Source organism: Nocardia abscessus (assembly GCF_015477775.1).
In the GTDB taxonomy this organism is placed as follows: Bacteria; Actinomycetota; Actinomycetes; order Mycobacteriales; family Mycobacteriaceae; genus Nocardia; species Nocardia abscessus_A.
Window position 1 is genome coordinate 262,855 of record NZ_JADLQO010000010.1, and the last position, 15,552, is coordinate 278,406.

Below are 15,552 nucleotides of genomic sequence, written 5' to 3' on the forward strand. Positions count from 1 at the left end.
GATGTGGGGGTGTATGAGACACCGCGCGCTCCGGACGCACCAGGGAAGAAGATGCTCTCCGAGCAGGTCTACGTGCACCTGCGGGGCGCGATCATGCGCGGGGAATACGCTCCCGGCCAAGCCCTCAAGCCGCAGGATCTGGCGAAGAAGATGGACGTGAGTCTGGCCGTCGTCCGCGAGGCGCTCGTGCGGGTGGTCGGCGAGGGCCTCGCCGACCGGTTACCCAACCGCGGCTTCGCCGTTCCCGCCTTCTCCGACCGCCGCTGGCAGGAGATCGCGGAGGCCCGCCGAACCATCGAACCGGTCCTGCTGCGCCTGTCCATCGAGCGCGGCGACCTCGACTGGGAGGCCCGCGTGCGAGCCGCCCACCACCGCCTGGCCCGCACTCCGGCGCACGTGCCGGGGGAGGGCGAGCACTACAGCGAGGCATGGTCCGAATCGCACCGGCTCTTTCACCGCACCCTGATCGAGGGCTGCGGCAACCCGGTCCTAATGGAGACCTTCGACCGGCTGTGGACCGCGAGCGAGCTCGCCCGGCGCTGGTCGGCCCTCCGCAACCCCGACCGCGACGGCGCCGACGAACACCGCCGACTGGAAGAGGCGGCACTGGCTCGTGACGCCGACACCGCGGCCGCGACATTGGTCCGGCACCTCACCCTGACTGCGGCCGGACTGGAACTGTGACACCCAGCTGAGTTTGTTACGTATCAGCGTCGTCCCCGGAAGGTGCGGCGTAGGTCGCCGGTCCATCGGTCGGGGATTTCCCAGGGAATGAAGTGGCCGCCGTGGTCGTGGACGGTGAGGTTGACGTGGTTGTACCACTGGGCGCGGTCGCCGGCGCGGAAGTGTTCGACGCGTTGGGCGGTGCTGATGCCGGGTGGGTTCTCGTAGCCCACGAAGGTGATACCGGTGGGGGCCTGCACGACCGGGAGGCGGTCGTGGGAAGGCGTCCAGGGGTAGCGATTGTTGTTGGCGTAGAGGCGTATCGAGGTGCCGATGGTGTTGGTGGCCCAGTAGATCGTGGCGTGCGTGAGGAGATCGTCTCTGCTGAACACGGTTTCGATGTCGCCGCCGTTGTCGCTCCATTTGAACCAGCGTTCGAGGATCCATGCCAGCATGCCCGCCGGGGAATCGGACAGCGCGTGGGCGAGGGTGCTGGGGGCGAGGAGATGTGCGGCCAGGTGGACGGCGAAACGCTTGTCCAGCTCCATGATTCGTGCGCGTGCCTCGGCGGACAGGTCGTCGGGAATCGGCAGTCCGCCGCTGAAGTCCCAGGCACGATCGCCGTTGAACAGGGTGAGTTTCAGTCCGGATCCGATGTGGATGGCATACAACTCGTCGGCGTATTTGTGGCCGAGCTGCGCGGTGACCAGCGCGCCCACGTCGCAGCCTGCGGCGCCGTATTTCTCGTAGCCCAGAACATCGGTCATGAGCGTGTGCCAGAGGTCTGCGACCTTCCAGAAGTTCACATCCGGGCGGTTCGCCAGCGGGCTGGAGAACCCGAAGCCGGGAAACGAGGGCATGATCACGTCGAACGCCTCGGCCGGATCACCACCGTGCGCCCCCGGATCCGCCAGCAAGTCGGCGACCTTGGACCAGTGCCAGAACGTCCAGGGCCAGCCATGTGTCAGAATCAGCGGCGTCGGATCCGGGCCGACGCCGGGCCTGCGCATGAAATGCACTGGTACACGATCTAGTTCGACCTTGAAATGCTGGTAGGTGTTGATCTCGGCTTCGGCTGCGCGCCAGTCGTATCCGCTGCGCCAGTAGTCCACGAGCTCCTGGAGATAGCTGCGAGGCACGCCGTAGTGCCAGTCTTCATCGCCGACATCGTCGGGCAGGCGAGTCAGATCCAGGCGCTGCCGCAGGTCGGTGAGCACGCCGTCGGGGACGTGAATCTTCGTGGGCGTCAACGGAAACGGTCGGGCATCGTGGGTTCTGTCGTTCATCTGGCCTCCTGAGCCGTGCCGAATTTACATAAGCAGATTATTTAAGCAATTTTTATAAGTCCGGGATATAGTTACTCATGTGGACGACATCGACGATTTCGACGTGGACGCCTTCGCCGCGGTGATCGAGGACTTCAACCGCGTCTACATCCGCATCCCGGTACGCGAGAAGCTGCCGTTCACCACGCTGTCGGTGCTGGACACCCTGGCTCACCGGGGTCCGATGCGGCTGACCGATCTGACCGAGACCGAGCAGCTGACCCAGCCGGGCATCACCCAACTCATCGCGCGCTTGGAGCGCGACGGGCTGGTGCTGCGCCGCCGTGACCCTGGCGATGGACGGGCCGTGATCGTGCACCTCACCGAGGCTGGTAGGCAAGTGCGGCAAACTCGCCGCGACGACCGGGTCCGGCACCTGGTTCCGATGGTCTCCGAGTTGAGTCCCGCACACCGGCGGGCGCTCGCCGCCGCGCTGCCCGCCCTCGCCCGGCTCGCCCAGTTGGAGCGACAGCGCTGACGGCCTACCGCTCGCTCACGGCATGAGCGGACGTGCCGCAGCCTGCCCTGCCGGATCGGCGAGTTCGCAGTTCTGCATCGATCGATGCGGAAGAGGTAGGCTACGGGGGTGGAGACCGAACAGCGCCGCCGGACCGGCCGACCGCGAGGATTCGACGCCGACGAAGCGCTCGAGCGCGCCCTGCTGGTCTTCTGGGAGCAGGGCTACGAGGGAGCCAGCCTGGCCACCCTGACCGACGCGATGGGCATCTCCACCACCAGCATGTATTCGGCCTTCGGCAACAAAGAGGAGCTGTTCCGCAAGGCGCTGGAGCGCTACACCGAAGGGCCGAGCGCATACCTGGCCCGCGCCTTGGAGGAGCCGACCGCTCTCGGCGTCGCCACCGCGATCCTGGCGGGCGTCATCCGGACCACCACGCGCCCGGCGCATCCCCATGGGTGCCTCGGCGTCCAGGGCGCCTTGGCCACCAGCGACGCCGGGCGCGGAGTCCGCGACCTCCTCGTCGCATGGCGCAGCGATGGCCACTCGCGCGTCCGGGAGCGATTCCAGCGCGCCGTAGACGACGGCGACCTGCCCGCGGAGGCCGACCCGGCGCTGCTCGCCCGCTATGTCACCACCGTGGCGTACGGCATCGCCGTCCAAGCTGCCAGCGGCGTCGAACGCGAGGAACTCCAGGAAATCGCCGATGCCACCCTTCGCGCCTGGCCGCCCTGCTGACAGCCGCCCGGTGATCGCATCGCGTCCTCACGGGCGGTGAGTTCTCACACCAACTATTCCGTAGTGATCGATGCGGAATATGTTAGGGTAGTTCCGCATCGATCGATGCGGAACTCGACGAGGGGCCATCCGATGTCCGACAGCGATCTGCGCGGCTTCTACTTGCGCTACATCGAGCAGCTCAACGCGCGCAGGTTCGACCGGATGGACGAGTTCATCGCCGACCGGACCACGCTGAACGGTGAGCCTGCCACCCGGGACGACCTGCTCGCGGTGCGGAAGGCCGACGTGGAGGCGGTTCCGGATCTGCACTGGGAGCTGCGGGAACTGCTGTTCGACAGCGACCGCCTGGCAGCACGGTCGGTCAACACCGGCACTCCGGTGCAGGAGTGGCTCGGGGTGGCGCCCACCGGCGCCTCCTTCGAGATCAGCGAGTACGCCATCTATCAGGTCCGCGACGGGCGCTTCGTGCACATGACGGCCCTGCACGACGCCGGCCGACTACTCCGGCAACTGGCCGGCTGAACACCGGGCCCAACGGCTCGCTCGGGCCGCATCTTTCGAGAGGAAACATTAATGACCGTCACACTGATCACCGGAGCCAACAAGGGCATCGGTTTCGAGACCGCCAAGCAGCTCGTGGAGCTGGGGCACACCGTCTACATCGGCGCGCGAGACAGCGAGCGCGGCGAGAAGGCCGCCGCGGAGCTCGGCGCTCGATTCGTGCAGCTCGACGTGACCGACGACGCCTCGGTGCGCAGCGCGCTCGCAACGATCGATTCGGCCGAGGGCCGGCTCGACGTTCTGGTGAACAACGCGGGCGTCCTCGGGGACGGCCCGGTCGACGGCCCGACGGCGCTGCGCGTTTTCGACACCAACGCGGTGGGGATCGTGCGCGTCACCGAGGCCGCGCTTCCCCTGCTGCGCAAATCCTCGAACCCCACCGTGGTGACCGTGTCGAGCAGCGCCGGATCGTTCTGGGCGGTGAACAACCCCGACCGGCCGGAGTTCCACCTGCCGCTGGCGCTCTACTCCGCGTCCAAGGCGGCGGCCACCATGCTGACCGTCCAGTACGCCAAGTCCCAGCCGGGCATCAAGTTCAACGCGGTCGAGCCCGGCACCACCGCCACCGACATGACCGCAGCCTTCGGAATCGGACGATCGCCAGAGGAGAGCGCCCGAAGTGTTGTGCATCTCGCGACCCTCGGCGCGGACGGCCCGACCGGAACGCTCCAGGACGAAACCGGCGAATTGCCCTGGTAGGTGCTCAGGGTCATGAGCAATCGACGGCCGGGTCTGGCGAAGCAGGTGCCGAAACCGCAGCAATCGAGTTCGCGTGACGCCAAGGGGCGCGGGCATGCCGCCGAAAGCGACTCGATCCTGGCGCTAGCCTTACTTTGGCTCGCCGCGCCAGTGCAGCGCTTCCGAAGCGACTCCGATGTGCATCATATTCTCCGACAACGGGCGTGGCAGCAGTTGATCGGCACGAGTCAGTCTGCGCAGCAGAAGCTGAGATACTGACCAAAAGCGCGTGACCGATGCACCTCACAACTCGGAAGGCGGCGGAACAGATGCGCGACGCGCTCGTGGGCAACCCTTTCGGCGGATTCCGGTGATGATCGAGATCGTACTTGCGGTAGTTGCCGCCTCGGAGGGGGTCGGCCTGCTCGTGCTGTGGTTGCTGCTGGTGCGTAGCCGCCGCGATCGCGAGGAACTCCAGCGAAGGGTCGAGACGCGTCAACTGCTGATGACCAGTGGCCGGGAAGCGGTGAAGACAGTGTGGGAGACTGCGAATCTGCTGCGTGAGAAGGGTTTCCGGGGAGCGGTACTGACCTCGATCGAAGACCTGGCGGGGTGGGCTCAGGTGGAACGACCGGATCTGGCGCGGTTGACCCCTGACGGTCATGTCGTGATCGTGTTCTCCGATATCGAAGGATCCACCGCGCTCAACGAGCAGCTCGGTGATCGGGCGTGGGTCAAGCTGCTCGACCGCCACGACCGGCTGATCCGCAGACTCGTCGCAGCGCACGGTGGGCACGTGGTGAAGGGCCAGGGAGACGGCTTCATGATCGCCTTCGCCGAGGCCGAGCCTGCCGTGCGGTGCAGCTTGGATGTGCAGCGCTCACTCGGGGGTGTCGTCCCGAAATCCGTTGGCCGCGAGGAAATTCGAGTGCGTATCGGCATCCATTCCGGCAAGTCGGTTCGCCGCGGCGACGACCTGTTCGGGCGAAACGTGGCGATGGCCGCCCGGGTAGCCGGACAGGCACACGGCGGGGAAATCCTCATCAGCGAAGACGTGAAGTCCGCCGTGCACGACCAGCCCGACATCGTCATCACCGCCGCACAGGAAGTCGAACTGAAAGGCTTCGACGGAACCCACCGCCTCTACGCGGTCGAAAGTGCGAACGGACCGGCCCACCGCTCGCCAACGGCGCGCCGACCTGTGGCGCCCGCCGTGCCGCCGCCGGGCACCTAGCCGTACCGGAATTGGCGGCTGGATTCGACGATGGCGTTTGGGCGGCGTGGCTCGTTTACCCGAGCGCAGCTCGATCAGCGCAGTGTGGTGAACGCTCACCCAGCGGCATGACCGGAGACTATTGTCGAGTGTTGTCAGCCGCTGGTGTTCTTGCGCCGGTTCGCATTGAAGCGCGCCTTCTTCTGACGATTCCCGCATGTGTTCATGTCACACCATCTGCGGGTGCGACTTTGGCTGGTGTCGAAGAAGGCGGCTCGGCAGGTTGGCGATGCGCACAAGGCCAATTTTCCGTCTCGTTCGCCTGCGATGATGCTGATCGCGTCGGCGGCGATTACGCCTAGGGCATCTTCGACGCAGGAAGCCGAGCTGAGTCGCCATTGACGATTGCCCTCGGGCGTCAGGATAGCCGCGGCCCGACCCTGAATGCTGCAGTCATTGATGACTTGGACAGCAGACGCGGGGAGAGCGTCTCGGATCGCGGTCGCTGTCGCGGCGGCGTGGATTGATTCCCTCAGTTCCCGAGCGCGTTCGAGCTGGGCGGTGGTGCAGGAGTCCACGGCCAGGCCGTTCACTGCCAGCCAGTCGATGAGTCGCTGCGGCGTGGGAATGCGCTCCACAGCGTCGCCACGACGCTCCGTCAGAGTCGCCGTGAAGCTGGTCGCCAGCACGGTACCGAGGCGAAAGTCGGGAAACCCAGCAGGCATGGAACCAGCTTAGCTGGTTGCACGCTGGCTTTGAAACATGTTAGAACCGTCTAAGCCGGTTCGTAATAGGTCGTAGCCGGTTCCGCGATGGCCAGGAGGTCTCATGCCCCGTCCAACCAGCGACGTGCAAGCATTTGAAGCCCACGCAACTGACGCCGACCTCGACGATCTGCGCGCGCGATTAGCCGCGGCGCGGCTACCGGAGGCCGAGACGGTCTATCGCGCCGCGCCCGGCCCTCGCCGATGGGAACAGGGCGTTCCTCTCGCCGACCTCGTCGATGTCGTGAACTACTGGCGCACCGGGTACGACTGGCGGTCGTTCGAAGAGCGCCTCAACCGTATCGGCCAGTTCCGCACGACCATTGACGATCTGGGAATCCACTTCCTGCACCGCCGATCCGCGCGCGCAGACGCCACTCCTCTGATCTTGACGCACGGCTGGCCGGACAGCATCGCTCGGTTCATCGAGGTAGTAGACGAGTTGACAGATCCGAAAGATGCAGACGCGCCCGCGTTTCACGTCGTGGTTCCGTCGCTACCAGGCTTCGGTTACAGCGACAAGCCGGCCACCACCGGGTGGGGAACCGAAAAGATCGCGGCCGCATGGGTGGAACTGATGGGAAGGCTCGGCTACAGCAAGTTCGCAGCCCACGGCGGCGACTGGGGAGGAAATATCACCACGGTTCTCGGGGGCAGGTTCCCGGCGCACGTTCTCGGCATCCACACAACGTTCGCGGAGGCGCCGCCCGGGCTGACAACGGACGGTCTGACGGCCGTCGAGCGCAGGTGGACCGAGGAAACCCACGATTTCTGGCGCCACCGCGCGGCGTACGCGAAGCAGCAGGCGACCCGACCACAGACCATCGGCTACTCGCTCGTCGACTCACCGGTCGGGCTTCTCGCCTGGATCCTCGACAAGTTCGCTGAGTGGACAGATACCGAAGACAGCCCGTTCGAGACGATCTCCAGAGACAGCATTCTCGACGACGTCACCCTGTACTGGCTGACGCGGACCGGCGCATCGTCGGCCCGCATCTACTACGAAAGCCACAACTCGCTCGACCCAGAACTTCGGGTCGACGTCCCGTCAGCAATCACGATGTATCCCCGCGACATCGAGAAGTGTCCGCGCCCCTGGGCACAGGAGCGGTACCGACAGATCGTCCGATGGAGGTCGCCCGAAACCGGGGGACATTTCCCGTCGCTGGAGGTTCCCGAGTATTTCGTCACGGACCTGCAAGAAGGCCTCGCGGCAGTGCTGGCCGCCAGTCGGTGAACGTGGCTGGGCGCCGGGACTCGGAATCAGTACGAGGATCTGAGCTGCGCGTCGAATGCTCGGCGGGTCCCAAATCCGCAGCCCGATTGTAGATTTGGGCGGAACCGGCGCTCTCTCGTGTGCCCTGAGGTCATTCGATCCAGTTGCATGAGTTTCGAAACGCTACATGATCGCCATCATCGTGCATTCGGGAGCGCTGGACGCCCTCTGCGCCTCGAGTTTCGGTCAACGCGTAAGACTGTTGGGCCGCCGGAAGCGGTGGCAGTCAGTGTGGGTGGCCTCGTCGAGGATGTGGTCTGCGGCTATCGAGCCGAACCCACACTCACCTTACTCCAGTCGAACCCGAGTTCACCCTTGTCGACGAGGATGCGTTCCCACCACTCGCGGTTGTCGCGGTACCAGCGGACGGTCGCGGCGATCTCCGGTTCGAACTGCCGCACCGGCCGCCAACCCAGCTCGTTCTCGAGCTTCTCCGGGTTGATCACATAGCGGCGGTCATGATTCGGGCGGTCCTGGATGTGCTCGATCCACTCCGCCGGGTCCAGCCCCAATTCGGTCACCACCCGGCGGGCGATCTCCAGGTTGGTCACCTCCTGCCGCGCCGAGATGTCGAAGATCGGCAGCAGCCCAGGATCGGTTGCCGCCGCATTCGGGATCGGCCCGAGCTCCGCGTGCAACACACGGTGTACCGCATCACAATGATCCAGTACATGCAGCCAGTCACGGCTTTGCAGCCCGTCACCGTAGACAGGGATCTTGCGGCCCCGCAGCACGTTCGTCACAGCCAGGGGGATCAGCTTCTCCGGCAGCTGATACGGCCCGAAATTGTTGGCGCAATGCGTCAAGCGAATGTTCATCTCGGGATAGGTCGCCATGTAGGCGCGCACCATCTGATCACCCGCCGCCTTGGCCGCCGAATACGGTGTCTTCGCGTTCAACGGGCTGCGCTCGGTGAACCACTCATCGCCGGGCGGCAGCTCCCCGTACACCTCGATCGTCGACACATGCACATGTGCACGCACCGGGACCAGACGGCTGGCTTCGGCCATCACCTGCGCACCGAGGGCGTTGGACCGCATGAACGCCGACGGGCCGAGAATCGCGCGGTCATTGTGGGACTCCGCGGCGAAGTTGACAACGAAATCCGGCCGATACCTTCGGTAAAGCCCCTCCATCACCTCGAGATCGGCGATATCAGCCTTCTCGAAGTCGATCCGGTCGATCACCGGGTCCAGGTTGGCCAGGTTGCCGGCGAAGCCGATGTAGTCCACCGCTACCACCCGTGCCTCCGGCTCCCGCCCCAGCAGGAAGTGCACGTAGTTCGCGCCGATGAATCCTGCGGCGCCGGTGACGAGGTAGACGGCCATGACGGGTCAGCGTAGCCGACTCCACGGAACCGCGAAGCCCTCGACAGACTTCGGCGCGACCCGTCAGGGTTCGAGGTCGACCATGCCTTTGCCGCTCGCGATGTCGAGCGGCACCGACACTTGGTCGTGCGCGATCAGCCAGGTCTGGTCGATTTTCCGCATGCCGTATGTGACCCGGACCCATATGCCGCTTGTGGACGCCCCGGTCTTCAGCGTGCCCTGCAGGCGTGCGAAGGCGTGGCCGAATGCGACATCGTCGCCTACGGTGAACGTCAGGTCGCGAACCTCATAGGTCACATGCTCGAAGATTTGGAACACTTTCGCCCAGTTCTCGAGTTTCGCTGCTATCCCGACGTGCTGGAGCGGTGGCTCGATATCGAAGGACACCACGTCGGTTGTGTAGAGCTGTTTCAGGGCTTCGAGATCCTTGGATCGCAGTCCGTCGACTGCTTTGTCGATTTGTCGGCGGATCTCGGCTTCGTCCGCCTCGAAGCGGTCGGCGCGTGATGGGAAGTCGTTGGCTTCGGTCATGACCGGCTCCTCAGGAGTTGACGAGGGTGGTGTCGGCGTCGGCCCGCAGCGGTGCGAGTGCGGCACTCCAGGCGATGAGTTGGTCCAGCGTTCTGTTCAGGGCGGCGGCGTGGTGGTCGCGCGGTGTGAAGGTGGTGTGGTTCTCGAAATCGGTGAGCAGCGAGATCTCCACCGGACGGCTCACGTCGGCCATGCCCAGCGTGCCGCAGACCACCCGTAGCTGCGCCACCGCGCGGGCGCCGCCGCTGACACCGTAGGAGACGAATCCGACCGCCTTGTCGGTCCATTCCGCGCACAGGTGGTCGATGGCATTCTTCAGCACCCCGGGGGCGCCGCCGTTGTACTCCGGGGTCACCATCACGAAGCCGTCGAACGGGGCGATCCGCTCGGCCCAGGCTCGGGTGGGCGCGTGTACCGACGGGCCGAACATCGGCGCGACGGGCTCGTCCAGATGCGGTAGCGGGTGGTCGCGTAGGTCGATCAGTTCGAATTCGGCGTCGCCGCGCCGCGATGCCGACTCCAGGACCCATTGGGCGACCTGCGGGCCGTTGCGGTTGGGCCGGGTACTGCCGAGGATGATGCCGATTCTGATCATTGCCGCAACTCCTGGTTTGCTGAAAGTGTCACGACCTTCCGACGACGTAGCCGCCCGGAATGTCAGGCCGCCTCACATATCGGGTGGCTGAATCGTCTAGTTCGGTGAGGAACGCACAGATCGAAGGAGCCGACCGTGACCGACCCGCACCTGCCCGCAGTGATCAGTGAACGCCGTCAGCTGATCAATCTCGCCTACCGGCTACTCGGCTCCTTGGCCGAGGCCGAGGATGTGGTGCAGGAGACCTACGTGCGCTGGTACGCGCTGTCGGAGCGGCAGCGGCGGGAGGTGGCGTCACCCGGCGCGTGGTTGACGACAGTCGCCAGCCGGATCTGCCTGGACCTGCTGGGCTCGGCGCGTGTGAGGCGGGAACATTATGTGGGCGAATGGATTCCGGAGCCGGTACCCGGCCGGTCCGAATGGCTCGGGGGTCCCGACTTCGTCGATCCCGCCGACCGGGTCACTCTCGACGAGTCGATCAGCATGGCCTTCCTCGTTGTGCTGGATTCCATGACGCCGGCCGAGCGGGTGTCGTTCGTCCTGCACGACGTCTTCCGCTACTCCTTCGCCGAGGTCGCCGACATAGTCGGGCGCACCCCGGCAGCCTGCCGCCAACTCGCCTCCAGTGCCCGCCGCCGCATCGATACCTCGCAGGCTCCGTCGAGCACCGAGCGCGCCGAGGTCGTCCGCGATTTCAAACGCGCCTGGGAAACAAGGGACATCGAGGCCCTGATCGGCTTGCTCGACCCGCAGGCGATCGCGACGGCCGACGGTGGCGGCCTGGCACTGGCCTTCCTCGACCCGATCAACGGCGGCGAGCAGGTGGCCCACGCCTGGATGGAACTCGCCACCCATGGTCCCGCGGTAACCCTGGTGGAGCGCACGGTGAACGGCCAGCCGGGCCTGGTAGCCCAGCTCGACGACACCATCGTCTCGGTCTACGCCTTCGACATCGCAGACGGCCGGATCACACGCATCTGGGCGATCCGGAACCCGGAGAAACTGCGGCCCTGGACAGTCGATTGAACTGAACCGCGGATCCACAAGCTGTTCCAGCGGAGTGCCCTGCACAACACGCCTTGCCGCGGGAACCGTAGTCGTTTCAGTGGAGTTCCTCGACCAGCCCGATGATGAGGCCGTCGGGGCCGCGGACGTAGCAGTACCGGTAGATGTCTTCGTATCGAGCCACCGTGCCCACGGGTTCGGCGCCATGGGCACGCAGGCGGTCGAGGACGTCGTCGACGTCGTCGACGACGAACGTCAGGCGAGGGATGCCCGGGGTGTTCACCGGCGCCTTCGGCGCAGTGCTGGTGGTCGCCGGCGAGTGGAACGTCGAGAGCTCGACCCGGCCGGGGCCGTCCGGAGTCCGTACGACGGCGATGTCCGCTCGGACGCCGTACAGTCCGAGGAGGTCGTCGGCCCATTGGCCCCCGACTGTTGCTTCGCCCTCCAGTTCCAGACCCAGTTCGACGAAGAACGCGATAGCAGCCGCGAGATCCTCGACCACAATGCCGACGTGATCCATCCGGTGGACCGTCATTGAGATTCTCCTTGATACTCGTACGGCCCATTCCGGCCGGGTTGACCGGTTCAGGCGTGCTGACGCTCGGCCCGCTGCTGGACCAGCTCCTCGACCGCGGTGGGGAGGGTGGTCTCGAAGTCGATCAGTTTGACCCACGTCGGGGTGATGACGATCCGGACCATGCCGTCGTAGAGCGAGCGGACCTCGGCCTCCCACTCGAGGCGCTGCTCGGGGGTCATCTCGTAGCTGCCGTTCATCTGCAAGTACTCCTCCGGGATCCGGTCCACCACGTCCAGCTCCGCCCGGCCGCGGATGAGCAGGATCTTCGGCGGGTGCACCTCGGTGTCGATGGTCAGCGCGACCGCGGGGTTGTGCCGCAGGGAGGGCAGCTTCGGGGCGTTCTTCGTGGTGCAGACGACGATCTGTGAGCCGTTCCAGGTGAAGGCGATCGGGATGTTGCGGGGTGTGCCGTCCTTGGCGACGTAGGCCATGCGCAGCAGGTCGCGGGCCAGGAGTTCCTGGCTGAGAGGGCGGTTCAGGATCGCGGTGATCTCGTTCGGTTGCATGATGGTCGCTCCTTCGTCGGTGTCGTAGAGGCCCGTTCGGCTGCTCGTAGCCCTGAGACGGAGCCGCCCGAGCGTTCTCGACATCCACGGCACATCGATCTCCGGATTTTTTTCCGGACCCGTTCATCGCGGCGCGTCGGCAGTCGGGTCACCACACACAATTTCGGTTCGCCCAGCGACTCCGAGCCCACCGGGCACCTGGATCCGATCCTGGCCTGGACCGAGCCCTACCACCAGTCTCTGAGTAGCCGATTACAGGACGTTCGATGTGGATCGAACAGTGTGCAGCCCGCCGAGTCAGCAGCGCCGCCGGATGGCGTTCTTCGGGGTAGGTCTTCATGGGTGGAGGCCGATGCTGATTACCGGGTGTGCGGAATCCGGTCCGATGTGGAGAGCATCCTGATTTACTTGATCTTGGAGATTCGCCTTGGACGACGACTACGAGATCAGCGCAGCGTTACCGGCGGTTCGAGGCTCGGTGGCGGCGCGCTCACAGTGAGGACGCGAACCATGGCTGATTTGACCGAAGGCACATACCGGATCTGCAACATGAGCGACACCGACACCGCCATGAACGTCGAAGACGACGGGAGCGTGAGCGTGAAGTTCGGTGGGGGCGACCAGCAGTACTGGACGCTGACGAGGACGGCGAACGGTACTTTCCAGATCACCAACAAACACACGGGCACTCAGCTCGCACTCCCTGCGGTTGAGAGAGGTGCCCATGCCGTGTGTGATGGTCATACTGCGATGACGTGGGAGATACCTGGTGACCCTGATCGGGGAACAACTGTGGGCCTACCCGGCAGTGACATGTACCTCGGCGCGGAGCTCGGGAGCGGTCCGAGGTGGGTCGAACTCCAGGTACCTGGTGCATTCATATCCAGCAGTCTCATGTCGTGGCGCTTCCAGCGTGTGTAAACGTCGTGGCCAGGTCGCGCCGGAGAGGAAACACTGATCGGACAGGCTCGCGGCCGCGATTCGCGAGAAATCCGGCGCTAGGGAGTTACGGCAAAATGCGGCGCCACCACAACTGGAACCTTGTCGTCGGCACCGCTGTGTTTCTATGTCGTTCCACGGCGGCAGACCGGTCGAGTGGTTGAATCGTTGCCGCCTGTGTCGGTGCCCGGCTTGTGCGGGGATCAGAGCATCGACTGATCGGTCGAGGTGGGTTGGGGTCGGCGTCGTAGCGAGGGCACTGTCATCGCGAGTTCCCCCCGTCGGGCAGCCCGCCACCACCGGTGTGCGGAGTCGATGGCACGCCGGATCTTGCGCACAGTTGGTACCTGCGTGAGTAGGTGTCGCTGGTATCGCCACGGCATTTGCGGCCCGTGCCGAGCCGCCATCGCATAGGCGAACTGCACGGCGCTGCGGTCGAGATACCGGTCGGCGTGTTCGAACCAGACCATGCTGGTACGGGCGGCGGCCTGTATCGGGCGCAGCGCAGCGCGCCGCTGCGCATCGTAGTTCTCCAGTGCGTCGGCGACCTCGGCATGCTCGTACAGGTTCTGCGCGAGGACGACGGCGTCGACGATTGCCAACCGGGTGCCCGAACCGATGGTGAAGTGCGTCGTGTGCGCTGCATCGCCCAGGAGCACGACGTTGTCGTGATACCAGGTCTTGTTGGTTACCTCGGGAAAGCGGCTCCATCTTGCGAACTTGCCTCGTGTCTTGCTGATCAACGAGTGACCGTCGAGAGGGCGCGTGAATATGTTCTCCAGAACGCGCAAGTTCTCCAGGTTGTCCAGGGAGTCGAATCCCAGTCCCTGCCAAGTCTGCGGTTGGCACTCGACGATGCAAGTACTGATTCTTTCGGCAACCGACGGGTAGGCATGGAACCAAATCCAACCGGCCGAGGTGTATTCGAAGGCGAAGGTGAATCGGGTGAAGACCTTGTCCGTACCGAGCCAGATATATCGGTTCTCGCCGAGTGTGACGGACGTGCCGAAACGATGATCACCCAGCTGCCGTACCCGGCTGTTCGCGCCGTCGGAGGCGACGATGAGATCGGTGTCGTCGAAGTCGGACAGATCGTGGACCTCCCGCCCGTGCTGGACATCGACGCCCAGGTCGCTCGCCCGCCGGGAAAGTACGTCGAGCAATGCCGCGCGGCCCGTGCTGAACCCGTAGCCCCCGAAATGTGCAGTCTGATTGTCGCGCACGTGGATTGCCTGTTCTCGCCATAAGACCGACCCGGCACGGACCGCCTGGGCGCTGTCGGGGTCGTTCCGATACAGAATGTCGAGCAGGTCGTCCCAGTACACGACGCCCCAGCCATACGTGGACCCGAGGGAATCGCGGTCGATCACCGTGATGTCATGGGCCGGGTCGCGTCGCTTCATCGAGATGGCGAAGTACAATCCGGCCGGCCCGCCACCGACACACACGATCTTCATCTCGTCACCAGCTCCAGCCCGGTTGTCGAACCCGGTCTCACATGATCGGTACTCGATGCGACCGAGCCCGGGCACGCTGTGCGTGTCCGGGCTCGGATCACCGGCGCTAGAAGCTGCCCCAGCCACCCCAGCCGGGCCACCAATTCCACCAGCCGGGATTTCCTCCCCAGCCGCCACCGCGACCCCAACCGTCGCCGCGACCCCAACCGTCGCCGCGACCCCAACCGTCGCCACGACCCCAACCGTCGCCACGACCCCAACCCCAACCAGGGCTGTCGGCGAGTTGAGTTGCAGACGTGGGCGTCGTTGCTTGCGCACTAGGCGCTTGCGCCGCAGTTACGACGACCGGAATCGCAGCAACAGCGGCCATACCGGCGGCGGCCGCCAACCGGGCGAACTTCGTGTGTGAATTCTTTCTCTCGAACATGATAGGGCTCCAGATACAGTCCCGACCTGCTCGAAGTCTACGCGGTTTTGCCGCGCTCTAGAAGGCGCCGCGTCGACTATCTATAATCGCCGCCGCATTCCCTACTGCTGTTCGATCCGAGGACGCCCGCGTACTCCGTGGCGGAGGGAGCCGGTGGCGAAGGTCGGGGGTGACCGTCGCCGGATCGTCGGCCGGGGCGAGGCCGGCGGCCATGCAGCGCTGCACGGCTGACCTCGTGCGGGCCACCAGCACCTCCTTGAACGGCATACCGAGGCGGCGATGGACCTTGCTCTCGTGGAGCACTTTGTAGAGGTCGGGATGCTCCTCGGCCCACGCCACCTGGGCCAGGATTCGGCCCCGCAATCCCATCGCCGGGTTCTCGGCGGTGTCGCCCACGTGGACCAGTTCTTCGTGGCAGTGCTGCATGGCCGCGGGGACAAGGGTGTCCCGGCAGCCACGCGGTAGGCCCGTCGACCGGATGACCGAGGTGTCCACGCGCACGTGCATTT

The 15,552-nt window shown here is 65.3% G+C and carries 19 protein-coding genes; 10 read left to right on the top strand and 9 right to left on the bottom strand.

Annotated features, from left to right (window positions below; all coding sequences use genetic code 11):
• The first annotated feature begins 9 nt into the window (after positions 1-9).
• The gene (locus IU450_RS24845; protein WP_324197806.1) at positions 10-684 is read left to right on the top strand and encodes a GntR family transcriptional regulator; all 675 of its coding nucleotides are present in this window, start codon (positions 10-12) and stop codon (positions 682-684) included.
• A 23-nt stretch (positions 685-707) separates the two neighbouring features.
• On the opposite strand, the gene IU450_RS24850 is transcribed toward IU450_RS24845, so the two are convergent.
• Positions 708-1,949 (bottom strand): epoxide hydrolase family protein, encoded by a 1,242-nt coding sequence (locus IU450_RS24850; RefSeq protein ID WP_195152143.1) that lies wholly within the window; start codon positions 1,947-1,949, stop codon positions 708-710.
• Between the two features lie 79 nt (positions 1,950-2,028).
• Between IU450_RS24850 and IU450_RS24855 the strand changes: the two genes are divergently transcribed.
• From IU450_RS24855 to IU450_RS24880, 6 genes are all read left to right on the top strand, one after another.
• Entirely contained in the window at positions 2,029-2,466 is a 438-nt protein-coding gene (locus tag IU450_RS24855; RefSeq protein WP_195152144.1) for a MarR family winged helix-turn-helix transcriptional regulator, read from the top strand.
• Positions 2,467-2,574: 108 nt separating this feature from the next.
• On the top strand, positions 2,575-3,183 hold the full coding sequence (locus IU450_RS24860) for a TetR/AcrR family transcriptional regulator (RefSeq protein ID WP_195152145.1): 609 nt from the start codon (positions 2,575-2,577) through the stop codon (positions 3,181-3,183).
• A 132-nt stretch (positions 3,184-3,315) separates the two neighbouring features.
• Entirely contained in the window at positions 3,316-3,708 is a 393-nt protein-coding gene (locus IU450_RS24865) for an ester cyclase (RefSeq protein WP_195152146.1), read from the top strand.
• Positions 3,709-3,759: 51 nt separating this feature from the next.
• A complete protein-coding gene (locus IU450_RS24870) occupies positions 3,760-4,446 on the top strand; it encodes an SDR family NAD(P)-dependent oxidoreductase (protein WP_195152147.1) in 687 nt (228 codons plus the stop codon).
• Between the two features lie 12 nt (positions 4,447-4,458).
• Complete coding sequence (locus IU450_RS24875) at positions 4,459-4,704, top strand: hypothetical protein (protein WP_195152148.1); 246 nt, start codon at positions 4,459-4,461, stop codon at positions 4,702-4,704.
• Between the two features lie 94 nt (positions 4,705-4,798).
• The gene (locus IU450_RS24880) at positions 4,799-5,659 is read left to right on the top strand and encodes an adenylate/guanylate cyclase domain-containing protein (protein WP_195152149.1); all 861 of its coding nucleotides are present in this window, start codon (positions 4,799-4,801) and stop codon (positions 5,657-5,659) included.
• Positions 5,660-5,793: 134 nt separating this feature from the next.
• On the opposite strand, the gene IU450_RS24885 is transcribed toward IU450_RS24880, so the two are convergent.
• The gene (locus IU450_RS24885; protein ID WP_195152150.1) at positions 5,794-6,363 is read right to left on the bottom strand and encodes a CGNR zinc finger domain-containing protein; all 570 of its coding nucleotides are present in this window, start codon (positions 6,361-6,363) and stop codon (positions 5,794-5,796) included.
• 103 nt (positions 6,364-6,466) lie between these two features.
• Between IU450_RS24885 and IU450_RS24890 the strand changes: the two genes are divergently transcribed.
• Entirely contained in the window at positions 6,467-7,639 is a 1,173-nt protein-coding gene (locus IU450_RS24890; RefSeq protein WP_195152151.1) for an epoxide hydrolase family protein, read from the top strand.
• A gap of 302 nt (positions 7,640-7,941) precedes the next feature.
• Here IU450_RS24890 and IU450_RS24895 read toward each other — a convergent pair whose 3' ends face one another.
• The 3 genes from IU450_RS24895 to IU450_RS24905 all read right to left on the bottom strand — a co-directional run bounded on the left by IU450_RS24895 (position 7,942) and on the right by IU450_RS24905 (position 10,132).
• Positions 7,942-9,006, bottom strand: a complete 1,065-nt coding sequence (locus IU450_RS24895) for a dTDP-glucose 4,6-dehydratase (RefSeq protein WP_195152152.1) — start codon at positions 9,004-9,006, stop codon at positions 7,942-7,944.
• Positions 9,007-9,069: 63 nt separating this feature from the next.
• Positions 9,070-9,537, bottom strand: coding sequence for a YybH family protein (locus IU450_RS24900; RefSeq protein WP_195152153.1), 468 nt, complete (start codon positions 9,535-9,537; stop codon positions 9,070-9,072).
• A 10-nt stretch (positions 9,538-9,547) separates the two neighbouring features.
• On the bottom strand, positions 9,548-10,132 hold the full coding sequence (locus tag IU450_RS24905; protein WP_195152154.1) for an NADPH-dependent FMN reductase: 585 nt from the start codon (positions 10,130-10,132) through the stop codon (positions 9,548-9,550).
• 135 nt (positions 10,133-10,267) lie between these two features.
• Between IU450_RS24905 and sigJ the strand changes: the two genes are divergently transcribed.
• The gene (sigJ, locus tag IU450_RS24910) at positions 10,268-11,158 is read left to right on the top strand and encodes an RNA polymerase sigma factor SigJ (RefSeq protein WP_195152155.1); all 891 of its coding nucleotides are present in this window, start codon (positions 10,268-10,270) and stop codon (positions 11,156-11,158) included.
• A gap of 76 nt (positions 11,159-11,234) precedes the next feature.
• On the opposite strand, the gene IU450_RS24915 is transcribed toward sigJ, so the two are convergent.
• Both IU450_RS24915 and IU450_RS24920 read right to left on the bottom strand, forming a co-directional pair.
• Complete coding sequence (locus IU450_RS24915; protein WP_195152156.1) at positions 11,235-11,672, bottom strand: VOC family protein; 438 nt, start codon at positions 11,670-11,672, stop codon at positions 11,235-11,237.
• 50 nt (positions 11,673-11,722) lie between these two features.
• Positions 11,723-12,220: a pyridoxamine 5'-phosphate oxidase family protein gene (locus IU450_RS24920; protein ID WP_195152157.1), complete on the bottom strand. Its 498-nt coding sequence runs from the start codon at positions 12,218-12,220 to the stop codon at positions 11,723-11,725.
• A 510-nt stretch (positions 12,221-12,730) separates the two neighbouring features.
• On the opposite strand from IU450_RS24920, the gene IU450_RS24925 reads away from it, so the two are divergent.
• Positions 12,731-13,141 carry an RICIN domain-containing protein gene (locus IU450_RS24925; protein ID WP_195152158.1) on the top strand — a complete coding sequence of 137 codons (411 nt, stop codon included), beginning with the start codon at positions 12,731-12,733 and terminating at the stop codon, positions 13,139-13,141.
• 221 nt (positions 13,142-13,362) lie between these two features.
• Here the strand turns inward: IU450_RS24925 and IU450_RS24930 are convergent, their stop codons facing one another.
• Complete coding sequence (locus tag IU450_RS24930; RefSeq protein ID WP_324197807.1) at positions 13,363-14,850, bottom strand: FAD-dependent monooxygenase; 1,488 nt, start codon at positions 14,848-14,850, stop codon at positions 13,363-13,365.
• Between the two features lie 250 nt (positions 14,851-15,100).
• Positions 15,101-15,544, bottom strand: a complete 444-nt coding sequence (locus IU450_RS24935) for a hypothetical protein (protein ID WP_228835036.1) — start codon at positions 15,542-15,544, stop codon at positions 15,101-15,103.
• Positions 15,545-15,552 lie beyond the last annotated feature (8 nt).